The following is an 18403-nucleotide window of genomic DNA, read 5'->3' as shown; positions in this document are numbered from 1 at the left end:
ACAAAAGCACTGCACATATCCGATGATGCTTATGGTTAGTCAAGTCGTCGCGAGAACGAAAACGAGAAATATCTGAGAATTCTGCAATGGATTACTTTACAATGGTAATTCAATGTGTGAAGTTATCGGTGCGGATGACGTCCTCCCAAGATAGGGGCGGCGGGTGCAGCTGAGCGATCTACCTGCCGCCGCTTTGCAGGAAGGTCGATCAAACGTCGCGAGGAGTGCGCGACGCCGTTGGAGGAGGATCATATTTGGCATCGATGAATATCGTCAATGTCGGTAAGGCCTATGGAAGCCTGACGGTGATCCATGGCGTTTCCGTCGAAATTCCCGACGGCGAGTTCGTCGTTCTGGTGGGGCCGTCGGGTTGCGGAAAATCGACGCTGCTGCGCATGGTCGCCGGCCTCGAACCGATAACCTTCGGTGACATCCGGATCGACGGCAAGGTGGTCAACGACCTGCCGCCGAAGGACCGCGATATCGCCATGGTATTTCAGAGCTATGCGCTCTATCCGCACAAGACGGTGGCGCAGAATATGGGCTTCGCGCTGAAGATGCGCGGTGAGACCAAGGCCGATATCGAGGGGCGGGTGCGCAAGGCGGCCGAGATCCTTGATCTGGTGCCGTATCTTGCCCGCTATCCCCGCCAGCTTTCTGGAGGCCAGCGTCAGCGCGTGGCGATGGGAAGGGCGATCGTGCGCGATCCCAAGGTATTCCTGTTTGACGAACCGCTCTCTAACCTTGATGCCAAGCTGCGCGTGCAGATGCGCGCCGAGATCAAGGAGTTGCAGCGCCGGCTGGCAACGACGATGATCTACGTGACGCATGATCAGGTGGAGGCCATGACCATGGCCGACCGGATCGTGGTGCTGCGCGACGGACGTGTCGAGCAAATCGGTTCGCCGCTGACGCTTTACGATACGCCTGCCAACACCTTCGTCGCCGGTTTCATCGGTTCGCCGTCGATGAACCTGATCAAGGGCCACATCCGCGCTGCCGCCGAGCCGTTCTTCGAGACGGATGAGGGTATTCGGCTGCCGCTCCACCGCGCGCCTGCGGGCTCGGACGGGCGGCCAGCCTTTTACGGCATTCGGCCCGAGCACTTCACGCTTGGCGGCTCGGTCAGCGCGCATGTGACGGTCGTTGAATCGACCGGATCGGAAACGCAGGTCTTTGCAAAGCTTGGGCAACAGAAGATCATCGGCGTCTTTCGCGACCGCGTCGAGGAGCCCTCGGACCACGTGATCGCGATGACGCCGAACGCAGCCCTCGTCCATCTGTTTGACGGAGAGAGCGGACTGAGGCTTATCTGAGAGTTCTTGCTGCCGCTTCGAGGAGGGAGCGCCGGCAGCCACAACCGTGGCGGTTTATCAACGGGAGGAGACCCATATGAAAGTCAGTGATTTCGAGAGAATGATGGCGATCGGCCTGAGCCGGCGCGCCATCCTGAAGACCAGTGCAAGCCTCGGTGCGGTCGCAGCAGGAAGCGCCATGCTCGGTCCATTCGGAACGGCCTTTGCGCAGGATGGATCCTTGCGCAGCCAGATCTTGCAGGTGCCGGGTGTCGGCAAAGGCTCGCCGACGGATGCCGACTGGCAGAAGGTTGGCGAGATGTGCCTGGAAGCGACGAAGAAGAGCGTCAAGCAGGGCGAGTTCGCCGGCGTCGAGCTGTCCTTCATGGGCCTGAATAACCAGAACCTGCATAACGTTCTGTTCCGCGGCTTCCTCAAGCCTTGGGAAGATTATACCGGCGCCAAGATCACCTGGATCGACCTCGCGCAAGCTGACTACAATCCACGCCTGCAGCAGGCGATCGCAACGGGTACGGTCGATTTCGACCTGCTCGAGATGGGTGCGCCGTTCGAGGGGGATGTCTGCGGCAAGGGGCTGGCGTCGGAGATGCCGGACTGGGTCAAGACCCAGATCGATATGGACGACTATGTCGACTACCTCAAGGCGCCGGTTGGCACCTGGGACGGCAAGACCTACCGCGTCTCGGTCGATGGCGATTGCCACAACTTCAACTACCGTACCGACTACTTCGCCGATGCCGACCTGGCGAAGGCCTGGAAGGACGAAGGCCACGAGGGCGAGTGGGGCGTTCCGAAGACCTGGCAGAAGGTTCAGGAGGTCACCAAATTCCTCAAGGGCAAGACCATCGGCGGCATGGAAGCGGTCGGCTATCTCGACGCACCCAAGGCTTGGGGCGGTTTCGGCTTCTACTTCCTCGGCAGCCGCGCCACGGCCTATGCCAAGCATCCAGATGACAAGGCCTGGTTGTTCGACACCGACACGATGAAGCCGCGCATCAACAACCCGGCATGGGTCCGGGCGATTCAGGACGTCATCGACGCCCTGCCATCGGAAGCGGGCGATCAGCTCAATGCCGATCCGGGCACGACAGCTTTCCAGCAATTTCTGGCCGGCACCGGTTCCATGGTCTCCTGGTGGGGAGACGTGGGTGCAAGCGCGCGCACCAGCGACAGCTCGGTCGTTGGCGACACCATCGGCTTCGACATCCTTCCGGGATCGGACGATGTCTATAATTCGAAGACCGGCCAGTGGGAAAAGCTTGCCAGCGGCCCGAACCACGCGCCAAACATGGCCTATCTGGGCTGGGGCGTCTATGTGATGGCCCGGGTCGACAGCGACGAGAAAAAGAAGAAAGCGGCCTGGAGTGCTGCAGCCCATCTCGGCGGCAAGGATCTGGCACTCTGGACGGCGGCCTATCCGTCCGGCTTCCAGTGCTATCGCAAGAGCCAGTTCGACATCAAGGAATGGGTGTCGGCAGGTTATGACGAAGCCTTTATCTCAGGCTATCTCGCTTCGCAGTCGAATTCCTACAACCATCCGAACGCCGCTATCGAGCCGCGTATTCCGGGCATCTTCCAATATTACAGCGTCGCGGAAGACGAACTGGCCAAGGTTTTCGCCGGACAGGTAACCGCACAGGCCGGCGCCGATGCGATCGCTGCCGCCTGGGAGAAGATCACCGATCAGCTCGGCCGCGACAAGCAGCTTGCGCTCTACAAGGCCTCGCTCGGGGCCTGATATACGACGGACATCTTCGGATGTCTCGTCCATGATCTCAGGCGGCACAAAGTCGTGCCGCCTGAACCGTTGCCCGGTTCCGCACGCCTTTCTGCCTCAAGGGTCTTGCCTATGTCGCATACGATTACCCCAGCCGTCAGCCCTGTGGAGGGCGCGACGGTCCAGCGCGCCGCCGCCAGGCGCGGTCGGCTGCTGCTCTTCGCTGCGACCATCTTGTTGTTCGCCGTCCTCATTCTCCAGATCCTCGATGCGAGCGGGGTCACGGCGCTCGGCCTCGTCAGCTGGCGACCGCTGCTGTTTGCCTATATCGTCTGGGCGGTGGCACTGTGTGCGAGCCAGGTGATGATCCGCGGTGAGGCGGGGCAGCGCGCGGTTTTCGTGCTTCCTGCCGTGCTCTTCACCGTCGCCATGGTGGTTTTCCCGACCGTCTTCGGGCTTTATATCGCTTTCACGGATTGGAACCTGAGCGCGGCGGCCGGCCGACGCTTCAACGGGCTCGACAATCTACGCACTTTGTTCGCGGACCGGTATTTCTGGAACGCGCTGCTGAACATGGTCTATTATGTTCTTTCGGTCCTCGTTCAATATGTCATTGCCTTCGGGCTGGCGCTGCTGCTCAACGCCGAGATCAAGGCGCGCAAATTCTTCCGTGTTGCCTTTCTCCTGCCGCTGATGCTGAGCCCGGTAGCTGTCAGCTGGATGATTGGAAAATCACTCATGGAATACCGGTTCGGCCCGGCGGCGACCCTTGCGCGCCATCTTGGCTGGGACAATCCGGCATTCTTCTCGACGCCGTGGCTCGCGCGAACCTCGATCATGGCCATGGATGCCTGGGTGTCGATCCCGTTCATGATGATCCTGCTGCTCGCCGGCCTTCAGGCGCTTCCTTCCGAAATCAAGGAGGCGGCGAAAGTGGATGGAGCGTCAGGCTGGCAGAGTTTCAAGGAGATCACCTTTCCGCTGATGCTTCCGGTCAGCATGACGGTGATCATCCTGCGCATCATCTTCCAGCTGAAGCTCGCCGATATCGTCATCAACGTCACCGCTGGCGGACCGGGCGGGGCGACGGATACCGTGTCGAGCTTCATCTTCCGCGAATATCGTGACCGTTCCAATGTCGGCTACGGCACCATGCTTGCGGAATTCTATCTCGTCATCATCATCATCTTCGTCGCGCTCATCCTGAAAGGGGCGAGCCGATGGATGCAACGTGAAAATTGAGGCGAAGCCCATGGCGATCATCGCTGAAACATCCGATAGGCCGGGGAGCCTCTGGTCGCGGCGCCCGCAATTCCTGACCAACAGCCTGCTGATCTATGCGGCTCTGGTCTTCTGGGCCTTCATCTCGCTCTTTCCGATCTACTGGACGATCACGACCTCGTTCAAGACAGCGGTCAACGTGACGCAGGGGCATCTGATCCCGTTCGTGGACTTTACGCCGGACTGGAAGGGCTGGCGCTCGCTCGGCCTCTCGCCGGATACGATCTTGGCGCCATCGACTGTGCGCGACGAGTTCATCCGTCGCTTTCTCAACAGCATCGTGGCGTCAGCGGGGGCGTCGTTCCTGGCGGTGCTCATCGGATCGCTGGCGGCCTATGGGCTCAGCCGGTTCTCCTATAAATTCCTTTGGATGGCGAACAAGGACATTTCCTTCTTCTTCCTGTCGCAGTTGATCCTGCCGCCGGTCGTGCTCGCTATGCCGTTCCTGGTTCTCTACAAACACCTGATGCTGCTCGATACGCTGATCGGCCTCATTCTTATCTACACGCTGATGGTGCTGCCGATCGTGATATGGATTATGCGCGACCAGTTCGACACCATCCCGGTCGAGCTGGAACAGGCGGCACTGGTTGACGGCTGCTCGATCTGGGGCGCTTTCCTACGGATCGTCCTGCCGATCGCACTGCCCGGCATGGTGGCAGCTTTCATCCTTTCGGTCATTCTTTGCTGGAACGAATATTTCTTTGCGGCACTGCTGACGAGTTCGAATGCAAAAACGCTGCCGGTGATGGTGGCAAGCCAGACGGGGTCGCAGGGGATTAACTGGTGGTCAATGGCCGCCATCGCCACGGCGGCGATCATGCCGCTGGTGCTCGTCGGCATTTTCCTGGAGCGCTACATTGTGAAGGGCCTGACGGCAGGCGCCGTTAAATAGAGGCACGAGGAGGACATTTCTAATGCTCAAAAATCTTGACCCGGCGCTCAATGCAGACGTGCTGCACGCCTTGCGCTCCATGGGGCATGGGGACACGCTTGTTGTGTCCGATACCAATTTCCCGAGCGACAGTGTGGCCCGCCAGACGGTGATCGGTAGGCCGCTCAGCATGGCCAATCTCTCGGCACCGCAGGCGATCCGTGCGATCCTCTCTGTGCTGCCACTCGACACACCGCTCCAGAATTCCGCCGGCCGCATGGAAGTCATGGGTGCGCCGGGGGAGATGCCGGCGGTGCAAAGCGAGGTGCAGGCGGAGATCGACCGGGCGGAAGGCAAACCTTCGCCCATGTACGGCATCGAGCGCTTCGCCTTCTACGATCTCGCCAAGAAGGCCTATTGTGTAATCTCGACCGGCGAGACGCGGTTCTATGGCTGCTTCCTGTTCACCAAGGGCGTCATCCCACCTGCAGGCGTGTGAGGTGTCAGCCATGAGAACCGGAATTTCCATTCTCGGCATTTTTGTCGCCGACACCGCCTATCTCGCGCCGCGCATGCCGGCCCTGGGCGAAACCATCGCCGGCAGCGGCTTTTCTGTTGGCCCTGGCGGCAAGGGATCCAATCAGGCGGTGGCTGCCGCGCGTGCCGGAGCTGACGTGTCCTTCATTTCGAAGATTGGTCGCGACACATTCGGCGATCTGGCGCTCAAGACCTATGAGCAGGCCGGCGTGACGGCGAAGCTGATCGTCATGGACGACAAGCCGACAGGGGCCGCTTTCATCTATGTCAACGACCGCACCGGCGACAACGCTATCATCGTCTATGCCGGGGCAGCCGGCACGATCGGCATCGAGGATGTCGAGGGAGCGCGCGAGACGATCGAGCAATCCGCAGTGTTCATCACCCAACTGGAACAGCCTGCACCCGCGGCCCATCGGGCGCTTGATATTGCAAGGAAGGCCGGTGTCACCACGATTTTCAACCCCGCACCCGCGGGCGCCTTTCCAGCGGAGATCTACCGGCTCTGCGACTATATCATCCCGAACGAGACAGAAGCCGCGGCCCTGGTCGGCTTTCCGATCGAAACGCTGGACGATGCGAAACGCGCAGCTGACGTGTTTTTGGCGCAGGGAGTGGGTGCGGCGGTCATCACGCTCGGCGCCCGCGGCGTGTTGTTTCACAATGCCGGGCAGTCGGCTCATGTGCCAGCCGTCTCCTGCGGCCCGGTCATCGATACGACCGGCGCCGGCGATGCCTTCGTCGGCGGCTTTGCAGCAGCACTTGCGCGAGGCGCGCCGCCGCTCGATGCTGTCCGCTTCGGCTGCGCCACTGCCGGCATCGCCGTGACGAGACGCGGGACGGCCCCTGCCATGCCCTCGCTTGCCGAGATCGAGGCCGCAATGGCCGGCTGACGCCGACATCCTGCCGTACAGGCGACCCATTTGGGGCCCTTTCGAATTCCATCCAGCCAAGGCTGTCAATACCGGCGGCGGGTTTCCGCACGCCGGTGCTTTGGCGAGGGAGGCAAGGGCGGAAGCAGATATCTCCGATGCGGCCCACAACGAATTGACGCATTGCACAACACTTATAACTTTACAAATCTAAATTATCCTGTGAAGTAGTGTGCATAGCGACTGAAGTGAGCCAAAGCCGTGACCCAATTGAAATTCGCCACCCGCCTTAATTCTTTTGCCTCGAAGCCAACGGCCGAATGGCCGGAGCTTTCCGGCAAGCCGACCGTCCTGCAAATGGCGACGCGCGCTGCCAAGGTCGATGGTCTAACCGATCTCGATCTCAATTATCCTGACCATGTGGCCGACGATCCGGCCGTCCTGGCGCGTCAGATCGGTGATCTCGGCCTAGCCATCAACGGCTTCGCCATGCGCTATTATACCAATCCGGCCTTCAAAATCGGCGCTTTCACCAACCCCGATCCGGCAGTTCGCCGCGAAGCGATCGATCTCACGAAGAAGGGCATCGACTCGGCCCGCGCCGCCGGCAGCAAGCTGATGACGATCTGGCTTGGACAGGATGGTTTCGATTATGCCTTCCAGGCGGACTACCATACGCTTTGGCAACACGAAATAGACGGAATTCGTGAAGTTTGCATGCATGATCCCGACTGCGAGATCAGCATCGAATACAAGCCGAACGAGCCACGCTCCTACAGCCTGATGCCCGACTGCGCGACCACGCTCCTGGCGATCAAGGATGTCGATATGCCCAATCTCGGCGTCACGCTGGACTTTGCCCATGTGCTCTATGCCGACGAGCAGCCGGCATTTGCCGCAGCTCTCATTGCCCGCTACAGCCGCGTTCTGGGTGTTCATCTCAATGACGGCTATGCCAAACGCGACGACGGTCTGATGGTCGGCGCGGTGCATACCCAGCAGACGATCGAGCTGCTACGCCAGATCCGCAAGGACGGTTATGACGGCGCGATCTATTTCGACACGTTCCCCGATATGACCGGTCTCGATCCGGTCCACGAATGCGAGGTGAACATCCAGACCGTCAAGCGGATGCTGACGGTGGTGGATCGCCTCGAGCAGGACAATCGTCTCTCCGGGGCGATTGACCGACAGGATGCAGTCTCTGCGCAGGCGGTTGTCCAGGAACTCATGCTCGGCTGAACTGCCTGACCGTCAACATACCCTGAATTTCTACGACCCTTGAACCCAAGGCATGCCGGAGGCGTGCCGATCGACCCTATCCGGGAGGAACCGATGACGACCTTTTTGAAGACGACCCTTGCTGCCGGCATTGCCGCCAGCCTCCTGTTCGGCGCGGCCGTCGCGCAGGAACTCGCGCCCCTCAATTCCGATACCGAAAAGGACCGTATGGACTGGTCGCAGCTCGAGACAAAGCTTGGCGCGCTGCCCAAGCTGCCCGAAGGCACGAAGGCCGGTGCCGTTTCCAAGACACTGACGAACGAATACTGGCGCTCGCTGGGCGAAGGCTACGCGGCCCTCGGCAAGAAGGTCAACGTTCCCGTCATTTATCAGGCTGCCCAGAGCGAGGGTGACCAGCTCGGCCAGCTGACCATCGCCGAGGGCATGATCACGCAGGGCTATAACGTCTTGCTCGTCTCTCCGCAGACGGACGCCAACCTGCAGCCGGTCATCGAGCAGGCCAAGGCGGCCAATATTCCGGTCGTCAACGTCAACGATGCCGTCATTCCGCAGGCCGAGCATTATGTCGGCAACGTCCAGCGCGACAACGGCGTGCGCGTGGCCAAATGGTTCATCGAGCATCGTCCCGAGGGCGGTAAGGTCGCCATCATTGAAGGTCAAGCCGGCGTCTATGCGGCGGTGCAACGCACCGACGGTTTCAAATCGACAATCAGCGAAGGCGGCAAGTTCGAAGTCGTCGCCAGCGTTCCGGGAAATTGGGATCGTCAGACGTCCTACGATGCTGCGACCAACATCCTTAACCAACATCCCGACCTGGTCGGCTTCTATGCCAACAATGACGGCATGGCGCTCGGCATCGTCGAGGCCGTGAAAGCCGCAGGCCTCCAGGGCAAGGTCGCTGTTTTCGGCACCGACGGCATCTCTGACGCCTACGCTTCGATCAAGGCCGGCGAACTGACCGGCACGGTCGACAGCTTCCCGGTCCTGACCGGCGAAGTGGCGCTCGAGGCCGCGCTGCGCCTGGTTGCCGGCCAGAGGCTGCCACGCGTGTTGGCGACCCCGCAGGCCCTCATCACCGCCGACAATCTCAGCCGCTACCAGGGTGCGGGCGTCGATGTCCGGGCGGTGCTGATGGAAGATGCCAAGGCAGCCAAGTAACGAAGGTCAAAGATGCCGGCCGTCAAGGCCGGCATCCCGATGTGTTGAAGGAGGTGGAGTGATGGTGCCGCGACTGAGATTCGAGACGATCTCCAAGAGCTTCCCCGGGGTGAACGCCCTGGCCGACGTGTCGTTCGATGTTGCTGCCGGCGAGATCCACGGACTTCTAGGCGAAAACGGCGCCGGCAAATCCACACTTCTGCGAATCCTCTCCGGCGTGTTCCGCCCGACCTCCGGAACGGTCTTTGTCGATGGTCAGGCCCTGATCCTCAAAAGGCCGATAGATGCCCGCAGTGTGGGCGTCGCCATGATTCACCAGGAATTGCAGCAGGTGCCGCATTTGAGCGTCGCCCAGAACATGTTTCTCGGTCATCCGCTGACCCGCCTGGGTGGTCTTTTCGTCTCCCGCCGTGAGCAGGAGAGCCGCGCGGCGCAAGCCCTCTCGCTGATCGACAGGACTATTGATCCTTCAGCGCCGATCTCCTCCCTCAAGGTCGCGCAACGCCAGATCGTCGAGATCGGTCGCGCGCTGCTCGACAAGGCGAAGGTCATCGCCATGGACGAGCCGACGTCGAGCCTGACGCCGAGCGAGTTCGACCGTCTGGCAGAGGTGATCGCCAGCCTTTCGGCGAGTGGGGTCTCGATCATCTATGTCTCCCACAAGATGGACGAGGTCTTCCGCATCTGCCAGCGCGCCAGCGTCATGCGCGATGGCAAGCTCGTCGGCATGGTCGATCTCAAGAGTGCCTCGGAAAAGGACGTGATCGCGATGATGGTCGGTCGCGAGCTGATGCAGGAGGAACACAATTCCTTCGTCACCGATACGGTCAAGCTCGAGGCCAAGAACCTGTCATCCGCAACCAAGATCCGCGATGTGTCGTTCACGCTGCACAAGGGTGAAGTGCTTGGCATTGCCGGGCTCGTGGGCTCCGGTCGCACGGAGCTGCTGCGGCTTCTGGCCGGCGCTGACCGCCTGAGCGACGGGTCGATCGCCATCGACGGCAACGCCGTGCGCTTCGCCTCCCCGCGCGATGCGATCGCCGCCGGCATCGGTCTCGTGCCGGAAGAACGCAAGCGGGAAGGGATCATTCCCCTACGTCCAGTCAGTACCAACATGGCGCTCGCTTCGCTTTCCAGCTTTTCGTCGGGCGGCATGATCAACACGGGCAAGCTCCGTGCGGCCGCACAAGATTTGTTGAAGCGCGTCAATCTGCGGCCGTTTCAACTGGATCGCCCCATTCGCCTTTTCAGCGGCGGCAATCAGCAGAAGGCGATCATTGCCCGTTGGCTAGCGGCCAAGTCGCAGATCTTGCTGTTCGACGAGCCCACCCGAGGTATCGATGTCGGCGCCAAGTCCGAGATCTATCATCTGATCGAGGATCTTGCCCGCGAAGGCCATTCGATCATCGTCGTCTCCTCTGAACTGCCGGAGGTTATCCGGCTCTCGGACCGCGTGCTGGTCATGCGGGAAGGTTCGATCGCTGCGGACATTCCACGCGACCAGCTGAGCGAAAGCGCGATCGTCGCGCATGCCATTCCCGGGGCCAACCCCGGCGCCACCGTCGCCCGCACTGCGAGCTCCGCGTGAACCAGACAGGACACCCAATGACCAGTTCTTCGACTGCATCCGTTAAGCCCGCACCGGTCTTTCGCCGCTTCTCGTTTTCGCTCCGCGATGCCGGAACCCTGATCGGGCTCATTATCATCATGGCCGTGTTTGCCGCGCTCGTTCCTGGCTTCGTCTCCGAACGAAACCTCATCAATATCCTCCAGCAGTCGAGCATCAATGCGTGCCTTGCGCTCGGCATGACGCTGGTGATCATCTCGGGCGGCATCGATTTATCCGTTGGTCCGACGGCCGCAATCTCCGCCGTCATCACCGCGACCCTTCTTCTGACCGGCACGCCGATACCGCTGGCGATCTTCACCGGTCTCGGCGTCGGCGTCGTCTGCGGCTTCATCAACGGCGCGCTTGTCGCCTATGTCGGCCTGCAGCCGTTCATCGTCACGCTCGGGACGCTCAGCACTTACCGGGCCATCGCGCTCATTTATACCGGCGGCAATCCTGTTCTCGGCATTCCCACGGGCTTCCGCTCACTCTTCAACGGCAATCTCTTCGGCATTCCGACGCCAGTCATTATCGTCGCTGCCGTTGCGATTGCCGCCTGGATCCTGCTCAAGAAGACACCGATCGGCGAATATCTGATGGCGGTCGGTGGCAATGAAGAGGCAGCCTATGTGGCCGGCGTTCCGATTGCGCGCACCAAGATCACGGCCTATGTCATTTCCGGGGGGCTGGCAGCACTCGCTTCGCTGATCTTGATCGGGCGTCTCGGGGCCGAGCCTATCCTCGGCAACCTATGGGAACTGGACGCGATTGCGGCTGCGGCCATCGGCGGCGCTTCGCTGATGGGTGGCAAGGGAAGCATTCTCGGCACGATCCTCGGCGCCATCATCCTTGGTGCGATGCGTAACGGTTTGACGCTGATGAACGTTCAAGCCTTCTATCAACTGCTCGCCACCGGCCTTATAATCCTCGTCGCCATGATGATCGATCGCGCGACAAGGGGACGGGGATGAACGCTGAAAGCTTCGACATGAAGGCCGTCGGGCCACGCATCCGCATGATGATGCCGCTCTTGACGCCGCTCGAAGCAAAGGTCGTCGATACCGTTTTCGCCATGCGCGATTTCAGTGACGAGACGTCGCTCAAGCAGATCGCGGAGAACGCCGGCGTTTCCGAAGCCATGGTGGTCAAGATCACCAAGAAGCTCGGCTTCTCCGGTTTCCGTGACTTCCGCTCCGCCGTCAGCCAGTATAACCGCCAGCCAACGGCAGAGATGCATCAGGAACTGTCCGTCGAGGATACGTCGCTTGAAATCGTCCAGAAAGTGTTTCGCACCTCGATCCACGCCCTTGAGGAAACGCTTGCCATTCTCGATATGGAAGCATTCGACAGGGCAGCGGATCTGATCCACCAGGCGAGAAACCGCGACTTTTACGGTGTCGGCGGCTCGGCGCAGATCGCACGGGATGTGGCGCACAAGTTTCTTCGCATCGGCGTGCGCGCCAGCGTCTTCGACGATTCCCACATGATGCTGATGTCGGCCTCGTTGCTGGTGGATGGCGATATCGCCATTGGCTTTTCCCATTCGGGCAACACGATCGCTGTGATCGAGGCAATCCAGCTCGCGCGCAGGAACGGCGCGCGCACCATTGCAATCACCAACTACGATTCCTCGGCTCTCGCCCAGTCCGCAGACGTGGTTCTGTGTTCCACCGCACAAGGTTCACCGCTGATGGGGGAAAATGCCGCAGCGCGCATCGCCCAACTCAACATCCTTGATGCCATCTTCGTGGCCGTCGCCCAGCGTGACTATCAGGCAGCCGAACGCAATCTTGAACGCACCATGTCCGCCGTCACGTCCAAACGAAAAGATCGCCTCCCATGACATTTTCGCCTGTTGTCACCGTCTTCGGCAGCCTTCACTACGATATCGCCGTCTTCGGACCGGCCCGGCCCCGAAAGGGCGAGACAGTGACGGGGACATCCTGGCATCCGAAAAGCGGCGGCAAGGGCGGCAATCAGGCGGTTTCGGCTGCCCGTACCGGGGGCGCCACCTTCATGATCGGGGCGGTTGCTGGTGATGACTTCGGGGATTTTCTGATCGCAAATCTCGCTCGCAAAAATGTCGATCATACATTCGTCCGACGTGATGCATCGCAGTCAACCGGCATGAGTGTCGCGATTTTCGATGCCGAAGGCGACTATGGTGCGGTTATCGTGTCGGGAAGCAACCTGACGCTTGGCGACCACGATGTCTCGGCAGCTCGAGATCTGCTCAGCAGAACAACAATTCTCGTCCTGCAAAACGAGATTCCCGATGCCGCCAACGTTGCGGCGGCAAAGGCCGTGAAGCAGGCAGGCGGGCGCGTGCTGATCAATGCAGCCCCGGCACGCATTCTGTCGAACGATCTGCAACACCTGATCGACATCATCGTCGTCAATGCCATCGAAGCCGAAATGCTGGCAGGCGTTCCCGTTGTTGAAACACTTGACGGCGCTCTGGAGGCCGCCAGGAAGCTTGTGAAGATCTTCCCCGAAGTGGTGGTGACCGCCGGGGGATCGGGTGTCGCCTACGCAAATCGCAGCGGAGAAGAGATCGCCGTTGCAGCAGTCAAGGTTGAGGTTGAGAGCACACACGGGGCCGGAGACGAGTTCATCGGCGTCCTTGCTGCGGAAATCGCATCCGGGAAGACGATGAACGCCGCGCTTCAGAAGGCAAATATCGAGGCTGCACGACTGGTTAGTACACCCGAAAAGAATCGCCTGAGATGAAGTCCGGCAGGCACCTTCGTTGATGGCGCAACAATCATCGTTACAGCCTGTCGGGCCCCGCATAGCGCACGGTACGAAATCGCGTCACTCTGGTCTCCGAGCGTAAAACGTGTGCCACCCATCGCCGTCACGGTTCACCCTGTATGCGTCCCATTCAAGAGCCAGGCCCGCCCCCTGGATGCACAGCGCGAAATCGTCCCGGCACCAGTAGGACATATGGTAGGCGCCGCTCGTCTCTCCGTCCCCATCCCGCATCGACACCAGGAAGACGCCTCCCGGGCGTAGCGCAGCGACGATCTTTTCGAGGACTGGGCCGGTCTGGTCACGCGGCACATGTATGAGGACACAGAGAGCGACCACGGCGTCATAGGGGCCGCCGAGGTCGTCGGTGATGACATTGAGGAGCTCGCCCTCCTTGCCGCGCGCCGCCTGCAGTTCCAAAAACCGCCGCGTGGCATCGGTTCGCCTTACCGAAACGCCCTGTGTCTCCAGGAAATCCGCATCCCATCCGGCCCCAGACCCGATCTCAAGGATCTGGCCGCCCTTGCCGGCGGCGGTAGCGACCTGGCGCAGTGGCGCCTCGAGGCTTGGCGAGGGAAACGGATCAACGATGCGACTATATTCATCGGCGCAACCTTCATAAGAATCGATCGTGCGCTGGGTGTTGGCCAAGGTGGCGGAAGAGATGTGCATTTGACCTCCGAATGGTTTGCATCCTGGACGCCGCTCGGGGCGTCTCAAACCATCATCGGCCTAAGGTGGCGCTGGTCTCCTCGGGTCGATAGGTGACGATCAGCATGATCCGAATTTTCTTCAGCCGCGTCGCGAGGAAGCGAAGCAGATCGCATGTCGCCTGGTCGGCCCAGTGAATATCCTCGATGACCACGACGAGCGGCATCTCTCGTGCCAGCTCCTCGAACAACTTTCGCAGCACCTCGAACAGCCGCGCTCTTGCGATGCCAGCATCGAACCTTTGAGAGGTCTCGCCGAATTCGGGAAGAAGCCAGGCCAGCTCGCGCGCACCCTCGGCGCCGACAAGCGACTTGGCCGCAGGCCCGCCGCGAAGCTGAACAAGCTCATGCAGCACTGCCGTTACAGGTGCATAGGGCAACGCAGATTCCCGCTGCTCAATGCACCCGCCTTTCAGAATCAGGGCACGGCCGGACAATCGGTTGGCAAACTCTTCAACCAGCCGGGTTTTGCCCCCGCCTGCTTCTGCCCCGAGAAGAAAGGAACGTTGCCGCCCGCCAGAAACATCTCGGAAAGCGGATTCCATCGAATCGAGTTCTACTGCACGGCCTGAAAACCGAGACCTTCTGAGGGATGTCCACACAAGATGCTCCGATACCTGAATTTCGAGATTAGCAGAGATGAAGACATAGTCATCCCGACGTAACAGAGTGGCGATGTGGAGATCCCAAGCACCGGTGATGTTCAGTCCCCGGAACCCTGACCTGGATCTGACTGGATCACCTTATGCAGCCAAAATGGTTTTTGGGGCCCGCCATACTCAAAATGCCCGATGCGGCACCACCCACCTTAGCCACAGGTTGGGGAATATGCGGACGTCGAGTGACCTTCGCGTGGAAGCCTGCAGATACGAAGACTTTCGCTGCTTCATCCAACCCAATAAAGGATGCCCCCAAGTGACTGAACGTATGATCAAGTTTGATAACGTCGAGATTGCCACTCAGGCTTTCGGCAATCCGGCGCATGAGCCGATCCTGCTCATCATGGGCGCCATGGCTTCAATGTTGTGGTGGCCGGACGACTTCTGCCAAAAACTTGCTGATCACGGGTTTTATGTCATCCGCCACGACAATCGAGACACCGGCCGCTCGACGATCTACCCGCCGGGCGAACCGCCCTATGCAATGGACGACATGGCTGAGGACGCCATCAGGGTACTCGATGGCTACGGCATCGACGGCGCCAATCTGATTGGAATGTCGTTGGGTGGCACGATCGCCCAGATCGCCGCACTCTCAAATCCGAAGCGCGTCAAGACGCTAACGCTGATCTCCACCACGCCGGTGGGCGTTGATACCAGTGCTCTGCCCCATACCACCGACGCCTACATGGAGCACGCATCGACGGGTGAGAACGTCGATTGGACAGACAATGCCCAGGTGATCGAATTCCTCGTCAAGGATACCCAGATGATCGCCGGTTCGGCGCATCCTTACGACGAAGGGCGGGCGCGCGCCTTTGTTGAACGTGACGTCAAACGGGCCAAGAACTTCGTCAGCGCCACCAATCATTTCATGCTCAAGGGCGGCCAGACCTTGAGGGGAAAACTGGGTGAGCTGATCGCGCCCCTCCTTGTCATACACGGAACGGCCGATCCGATTTACCCTGTTGAGCACGGCGAATTGTTGGCACGAACCGTCAAGGGAGCGAAGCTCGTTCGGCTCGAAGGTGGCGGCCACGAAATGCATCCCGAAGATTGGCAAGAAATCATTTCTGCTATCGACGCACATTGCGGTCGGTAGCTTGATGGCGTCAAAAAGCAGGCAGGGCCCCGTGCCGAGCCACGGCTACGCCCTTCCGTACATCCTGCTCGCGCGCAGCAGGCGTTGCGAATAGGGGTGTTCAACCGCACCTTTTCGCAAGGCGCCGACATCGACCTGTTCGACGATCTCGCCCGCTTCCATGATGGCGACTCGGCTGCACATGTGCGAGACGACGGCGAGATCATGGCTGACGAGCAGATAGGTCAGACCGCGATTGGTGCGCAGATCCTGGAGGAGATTGAGGATTTCGGCCTGAACGGACACGTCGAGCGCCGATGTCGGTTCGTCGAGAAGCAGTACATCCGGATCCAGCATCAGCGCACGGGCGATCGCCACGCGCTGCCGCTGGCCTCCAGACAGCTGGTGCGGAAATCTGTAGCTCAGCGCCGGGTCGAGGCCAACCGATCTCAGGACCGCGTTCATGTCGACCGAATTCGTATCCTGCCCCTGGTTGCGCAGCGGTTCTTTCAGCTGCGAGCGGATGGTCTTGCGGGGATGGAGGGATCCGTAGGGATCCTGGAACACCATCTGCACCCGGCGGAAGAAAGGCCGGCTGCGCTGCTGATTTAACGTCTCGCCGTGGAGCTCGATCCGGCCGTCATAGTTGGCGTTGAGGCCGGAAAGCGCCCTCAGGACAGTGGACTTCCCGCAGCCGGACTCGCCGACCAGGCCGAAAGCAGTTCCCTTTTCGATGGCGAAGCTTACGTCTCGGACGACAGGCCGCTGCCCAGGCCCGAAACGGACCGTAAGATTGTCGATTTTAATCACCGCGACGGCTCCAATACGAATTCTTCAAGCCAGGCCGGATCTCGTTTCAGGATCGGCAGCCGGGCAGGCGGATCTTCGATCGTCGGCAAGGATGCCAGCAACCCTTGCGTATAGGGGTGTCGGGCCTTGTCGAGATCGCGCGCCTCGAGCACTTCCACGACCCGCCCTGCATACATGATGAGAACGCGATCGCAGAAATTCCTGATGAGATTGAGATCGTGACTGATGAAGATCAGCCCGAGATTGCGGCGCAAGACGAGCTCGTCGAGCAGGGCGAGAATTTCGAGCCTCACCGTCACATCGAGCGCTGACGTCGGTTCGTCGGCGATCAGCACTTCGGGTTCGGCAATCAGCATCATGGCGATCATCGCCCGCTGGCCCATCCCGCCCGAGATTTCGTGCGGATAAAGGCGGGCCACACGCTCCGGATCGCGGATCTGAACGGCCTCGAGCATATCGAGCGCCTGCTGCCAGGTCTTTGCCCTGCTCGTCCTCGGATGATGGAAGCGGTAGGTCTCGGCAATCTGTTCGCCAATCCGCATGACGGGATTGAGCGAATATTTCGGGTCCTGCAGGATCAGGCCGATCCGCCGGCCCCTGATCGTCATCATCGTTTTTTCGGTCGCCTTGAGCAGATCGACGTCGCGAAAGCGCATCCGCTCGGCATTGACGATCGCGGTCGGTGGCAGCAGCTTCATGATCGCGCGGCCGACAGTCGACTTCCCCGAGCCGGATTCACCGACGATCCCGAGCTTTTCCTGTCCAAGCGAAAAGCTGACGCCGCGCACGGCCCGCACCTGTCCGCCGCCGAAGGCGATTTCGAGGTTCTGGATATCGATCAAGTCCGTCATTCTGAACCTCGGGGATCGAGAACATCGCGAAGCGCATCGCCGACGAGGTTGAAGGCGAGGCTGACGAGCGCGATGGCAATGCCGGGTGCTGCGATGACCCAGGGGCTGTCGAGCATGAATTCACGTCCGCTGGCGGCCATCGAACCCCATTCCGGCCACGGCGGCTGAGCGCCGAGGCCGAGAAAACCGAGGCCGGCGGCAGTGATGATGATGCCGGCCATGTTGAGGGTGACGCGGACGATCACTGAGGGAATGCACATCGGCAGGATGTGGCGCGTGATGATTGCGATCGATGTTGCGCCCTGCAGGCGCACGGCGGCGATGTAGTCCGCCTTGCGCAGGCTGAGCGTCTCGGCCCGCGCCAGGCGCGCGATCGGCGGCCAGGCCGTCAGTGAAATCGCGATGATCGCATTGGTGATGCCCGGACCGAGCGCTGCGGCAAAACCCAGCGCCAGCACGAGGCCGGGGAAGGAGAGAAAAATATCGGTGACGCGCATCAGAATTTCATCGACGATGCCGCCGAAATAACCTGAGACAGTACCGATCAGCAGGCCGAGCGGGGCGACGATGACCGTGACGAGCATGATGATGTAGAGCGTGGTGCGGGCGCCATAGATCACGCGGGAAAAGACGTCGCGGCCGAAATTGTCGGTGCCGAGCCAATGGCTCGCCGATGGCGGGGCAAGCCGTCCAGCCATGTCCTGAACGATCGGATCGTAGCTCGTCAACAGAGGGGCGGCCAGCGCCACGACGATCAGCAGTAGGATGATGGCTAATCCGGCCAGTCCAAGCGGGTGCAGGCTGAATTTCCGCCAGCCCTGATGAATTTGCTGCGCCGATGACTGGAACCAGCCTCGAGGCTCCGGTGCCAGCAGCCAGTTGCGAAGGCCGCCGGTGTTAACGCTGTCTGCGTGCTCAGAGGAGATCGTCATGGC

The 18403-nt window shown here is 60.6% G+C and carries 17 protein-coding genes and 1 pseudogene; 13 read left to right on the top strand and 5 right to left on the bottom strand.

Features of this window, described 5'->3' with window-relative positions:
* The first annotated feature begins 254 nt into the window (after positions 1 to 254).
* From U5G49_RS28905 to U5G49_RS28850, 12 genes are all read left to right on the top strand, one after another.
* Positions 255 to 1316, top strand: coding sequence for an ABC transporter ATP-binding protein (locus U5G49_RS28905; protein WP_193442845.1), 1062 nt, complete (start codon positions 255 to 257; stop codon positions 1314 to 1316).
* 76 nt (positions 1317 to 1392) lie between these two features.
* The gene (locus tag U5G49_RS28900; protein ID WP_112907078.1) at positions 1393 to 3054 is read left to right on the top strand and encodes an ABC transporter substrate-binding protein; all 1662 of its coding nucleotides are present in this window, start codon (positions 1393 to 1395) and stop codon (positions 3052 to 3054) included.
* A gap of 111 nt (positions 3055 to 3165) precedes the next feature.
* Positions 3166 to 4275 (top strand): carbohydrate ABC transporter permease, encoded by a 1110-nt coding sequence (locus tag U5G49_RS28895; RefSeq protein WP_018516602.1) that lies wholly within the window; start codon positions 3166 to 3168, stop codon positions 4273 to 4275.
* A gap of 10 nt (positions 4276 to 4285) precedes the next feature.
* A complete protein-coding gene (locus tag U5G49_RS28890) occupies positions 4286 to 5209 on the top strand; it encodes a carbohydrate ABC transporter permease (RefSeq protein ID WP_018245825.1) in 924 nt (307 codons plus the stop codon).
* A gap of 22 nt (positions 5210 to 5231) precedes the next feature.
* Positions 5232 to 5687, top strand: a complete 456-nt coding sequence (locus tag U5G49_RS28885) for an RbsD/FucU family protein (protein WP_047620625.1) — start codon at positions 5232 to 5234, stop codon at positions 5685 to 5687.
* A gap of 10 nt (positions 5688 to 5697) precedes the next feature.
* Complete coding sequence (rbsK, locus tag U5G49_RS28880; RefSeq protein ID WP_193442847.1) at positions 5698 to 6618, top strand: ribokinase; 921 nt, start codon at positions 5698 to 5700, stop codon at positions 6616 to 6618.
* A gap of 249 nt (positions 6619 to 6867) precedes the next feature.
* On the top strand, positions 6868 to 7839 hold the full coding sequence (locus tag U5G49_RS28875) for a sugar phosphate isomerase/epimerase family protein (RefSeq protein ID WP_018245822.1): 972 nt from the start codon (positions 6868 to 6870) through the stop codon (positions 7837 to 7839).
* 93 nt (positions 7840 to 7932) lie between these two features.
* Positions 7933 to 8997 (top strand): sugar ABC transporter substrate-binding protein, encoded by a 1065-nt coding sequence (locus U5G49_RS28870; RefSeq protein WP_193442849.1) that lies wholly within the window; start codon positions 7933 to 7935, stop codon positions 8995 to 8997.
* Positions 8998 to 9058: 61 nt separating this feature from the next.
* Positions 9059 to 10585 carry a sugar ABC transporter ATP-binding protein gene (locus U5G49_RS28865; RefSeq protein WP_193442852.1) on the top strand — a complete coding sequence of 509 codons (1527 nt, stop codon included), beginning with the start codon at positions 9059 to 9061 and terminating at the stop codon, positions 10583 to 10585.
* 17 nt (positions 10586 to 10602) lie between these two features.
* A complete protein-coding gene (locus tag U5G49_RS28860) occupies positions 10603 to 11577 on the top strand; it encodes an ABC transporter permease (RefSeq protein ID WP_193442854.1) in 975 nt (324 codons plus the stop codon).
* On the top strand, positions 11574 to 12449 hold the full coding sequence (locus U5G49_RS28855; protein WP_018245818.1) for a MurR/RpiR family transcriptional regulator: 876 nt from the start codon (positions 11574 to 11576) through the stop codon (positions 12447 to 12449). Before U5G49_RS28860 ends, U5G49_RS28855 begins: the two co-directional genes overlap by 4 nt.
* The gene (locus U5G49_RS28850; RefSeq protein ID WP_193442857.1) at positions 12446 to 13336 is read left to right on the top strand and encodes a ribokinase; all 891 of its coding nucleotides are present in this window, start codon (positions 12446 to 12448) and stop codon (positions 13334 to 13336) included. Before U5G49_RS28855 ends, U5G49_RS28850 begins: the two co-directional genes overlap by 4 nt.
* An 84-nt stretch (positions 13337 to 13420) precedes the next feature.
* Here the strand turns inward: U5G49_RS28850 and U5G49_RS28845 are convergent, their stop codons facing one another.
* The gene (locus U5G49_RS28845; protein ID WP_193442859.1) at positions 13421 to 14029 is read right to left on the bottom strand and encodes a class I SAM-dependent methyltransferase; all 609 of its coding nucleotides are present in this window, start codon (positions 14027 to 14029) and stop codon (positions 13421 to 13423) included.
* A gap of 64 nt (positions 14030 to 14093) precedes the next feature.
* Positions 14094 to 14669, bottom strand: a pseudogene (locus tag U5G49_RS28840) (AAA family ATPase); the annotation flags it as partial.
* Between the two features lie 313 nt (positions 14670 to 14982).
* Between U5G49_RS28840 and U5G49_RS28835 the strand changes: the two are divergent.
* Entirely contained in the window at positions 14983 to 15828 is an 846-nt protein-coding gene (locus tag U5G49_RS28835; RefSeq protein WP_193442861.1) for an alpha/beta fold hydrolase, read from the top strand.
* Positions 15829 to 15873: 45 nt separating this feature from the next.
* Here U5G49_RS28835 and U5G49_RS28830 read toward each other — a convergent pair whose 3' ends face one another.
* The 3 genes from U5G49_RS28830 to U5G49_RS28820 are packed head-to-tail and all read right to left on the bottom strand — an operon-like array spanning position 15874 to position 18400.
* Positions 15874 to 16617 carry an ABC transporter ATP-binding protein gene (locus U5G49_RS28830; RefSeq protein WP_193442863.1) on the bottom strand — a complete coding sequence of 248 codons (744 nt, stop codon included), beginning with the start codon at positions 16615 to 16617 and terminating at the stop codon, positions 15874 to 15876.
* Positions 16614 to 17468: an ABC transporter ATP-binding protein gene (locus U5G49_RS28825; RefSeq protein WP_193442865.1), complete on the bottom strand. Its 855-nt coding sequence runs from the start codon at positions 17466 to 17468 to the stop codon at positions 16614 to 16616. The genes U5G49_RS28830 and U5G49_RS28825 overlap by 4 nt, the downstream gene beginning before the upstream one ends.
* Entirely contained in the window at positions 17465 to 18400 is a 936-nt protein-coding gene (locus tag U5G49_RS28820) for an ABC transporter permease (RefSeq protein ID WP_131605062.1), read from the bottom strand. The genes U5G49_RS28825 and U5G49_RS28820 overlap by 4 nt, the downstream gene beginning before the upstream one ends.
* Positions 18401 to 18403 lie beyond the last annotated feature (3 nt).

It is taken from the genome of Rhizobium indigoferae (assembly GCF_034554815.1).
GTDB classification, from domain to species: domain Bacteria; phylum Pseudomonadota; class Alphaproteobacteria; order Rhizobiales; family Rhizobiaceae; genus Rhizobium; species Rhizobium leguminosarum.
This window is presented reverse-complemented; position numbering and strand designations above follow the sequence as displayed.

Bases quoted from the DNA above. Each gene is read 5' to 3' on its own strand.
- U5G49_RS28900 (WP_112907078.1), top strand. From the start codon at position 1,393: ATGAAAGTCAGTGATTTCGAGAGAATGATGGCGATCGGCCTGAGCCGG.
- U5G49_RS28895 (WP_018516602.1), top strand. From the start codon at position 3,166: ATGTCGCATACGATTACCCCAGCCGTCAGCCCTGTGGAGGGCGCGACG.
- U5G49_RS28890 (WP_018245825.1), top strand. From the start codon at position 4,286: ATGGCGATCATCGCTGAAACATCCGATAGGCCGGGGAGCCTCTGGTCG.
- U5G49_RS28885 (WP_047620625.1), top strand. From the start codon at position 5,232: ATGCTCAAAAATCTTGACCCGGCGCTCAATGCAGACGTGCTGCACGCC.
- rbsK (WP_193442847.1), top strand. From the start codon at position 5,698: ATGAGAACCGGAATTTCCATTCTCGGCATTTTTGTCGCCGACACCGCC.
- U5G49_RS28870 (WP_193442849.1), top strand. From the start codon at position 7,933: ATGACGACCTTTTTGAAGACGACCCTTGCTGCCGGCATTGCCGCCAGC.
- U5G49_RS28865 (WP_193442852.1), top strand. From the start codon at position 9,059: ATGGTGCCGCGACTGAGATTCGAGACGATCTCCAAGAGCTTCCCCGGG.
- U5G49_RS28860 (WP_193442854.1), top strand. From the start codon at position 10,603: ATGACCAGTTCTTCGACTGCATCCGTTAAGCCCGCACCGGTCTTTCGC.
- U5G49_RS28855 (WP_018245818.1), top strand. From the start codon at position 11,574: ATGAACGCTGAAAGCTTCGACATGAAGGCCGTCGGGCCACGCATCCGC.
- U5G49_RS28850 (WP_193442857.1), top strand. From the start codon at position 12,446: ATGACATTTTCGCCTGTTGTCACCGTCTTCGGCAGCCTTCACTACGAT.
- U5G49_RS28845 (WP_193442859.1), bottom strand. From the start codon at position 14,029: ATGCACATCTCTTCCGCCACCTTGGCCAACACCCAGCGCACGATCGAT.
- U5G49_RS28825 (WP_193442865.1), bottom strand. From the start codon at position 17,468: ATGACGGACTTGATCGATATCCAGAACCTCGAAATCGCCTTCGGCGGC.
- U5G49_RS28820 (WP_131605062.1), bottom strand. From the start codon at position 18,400: ATGACGATCTCCTCTGAGCACGCAGACAGCGTTAACACCGGCGGCCTT.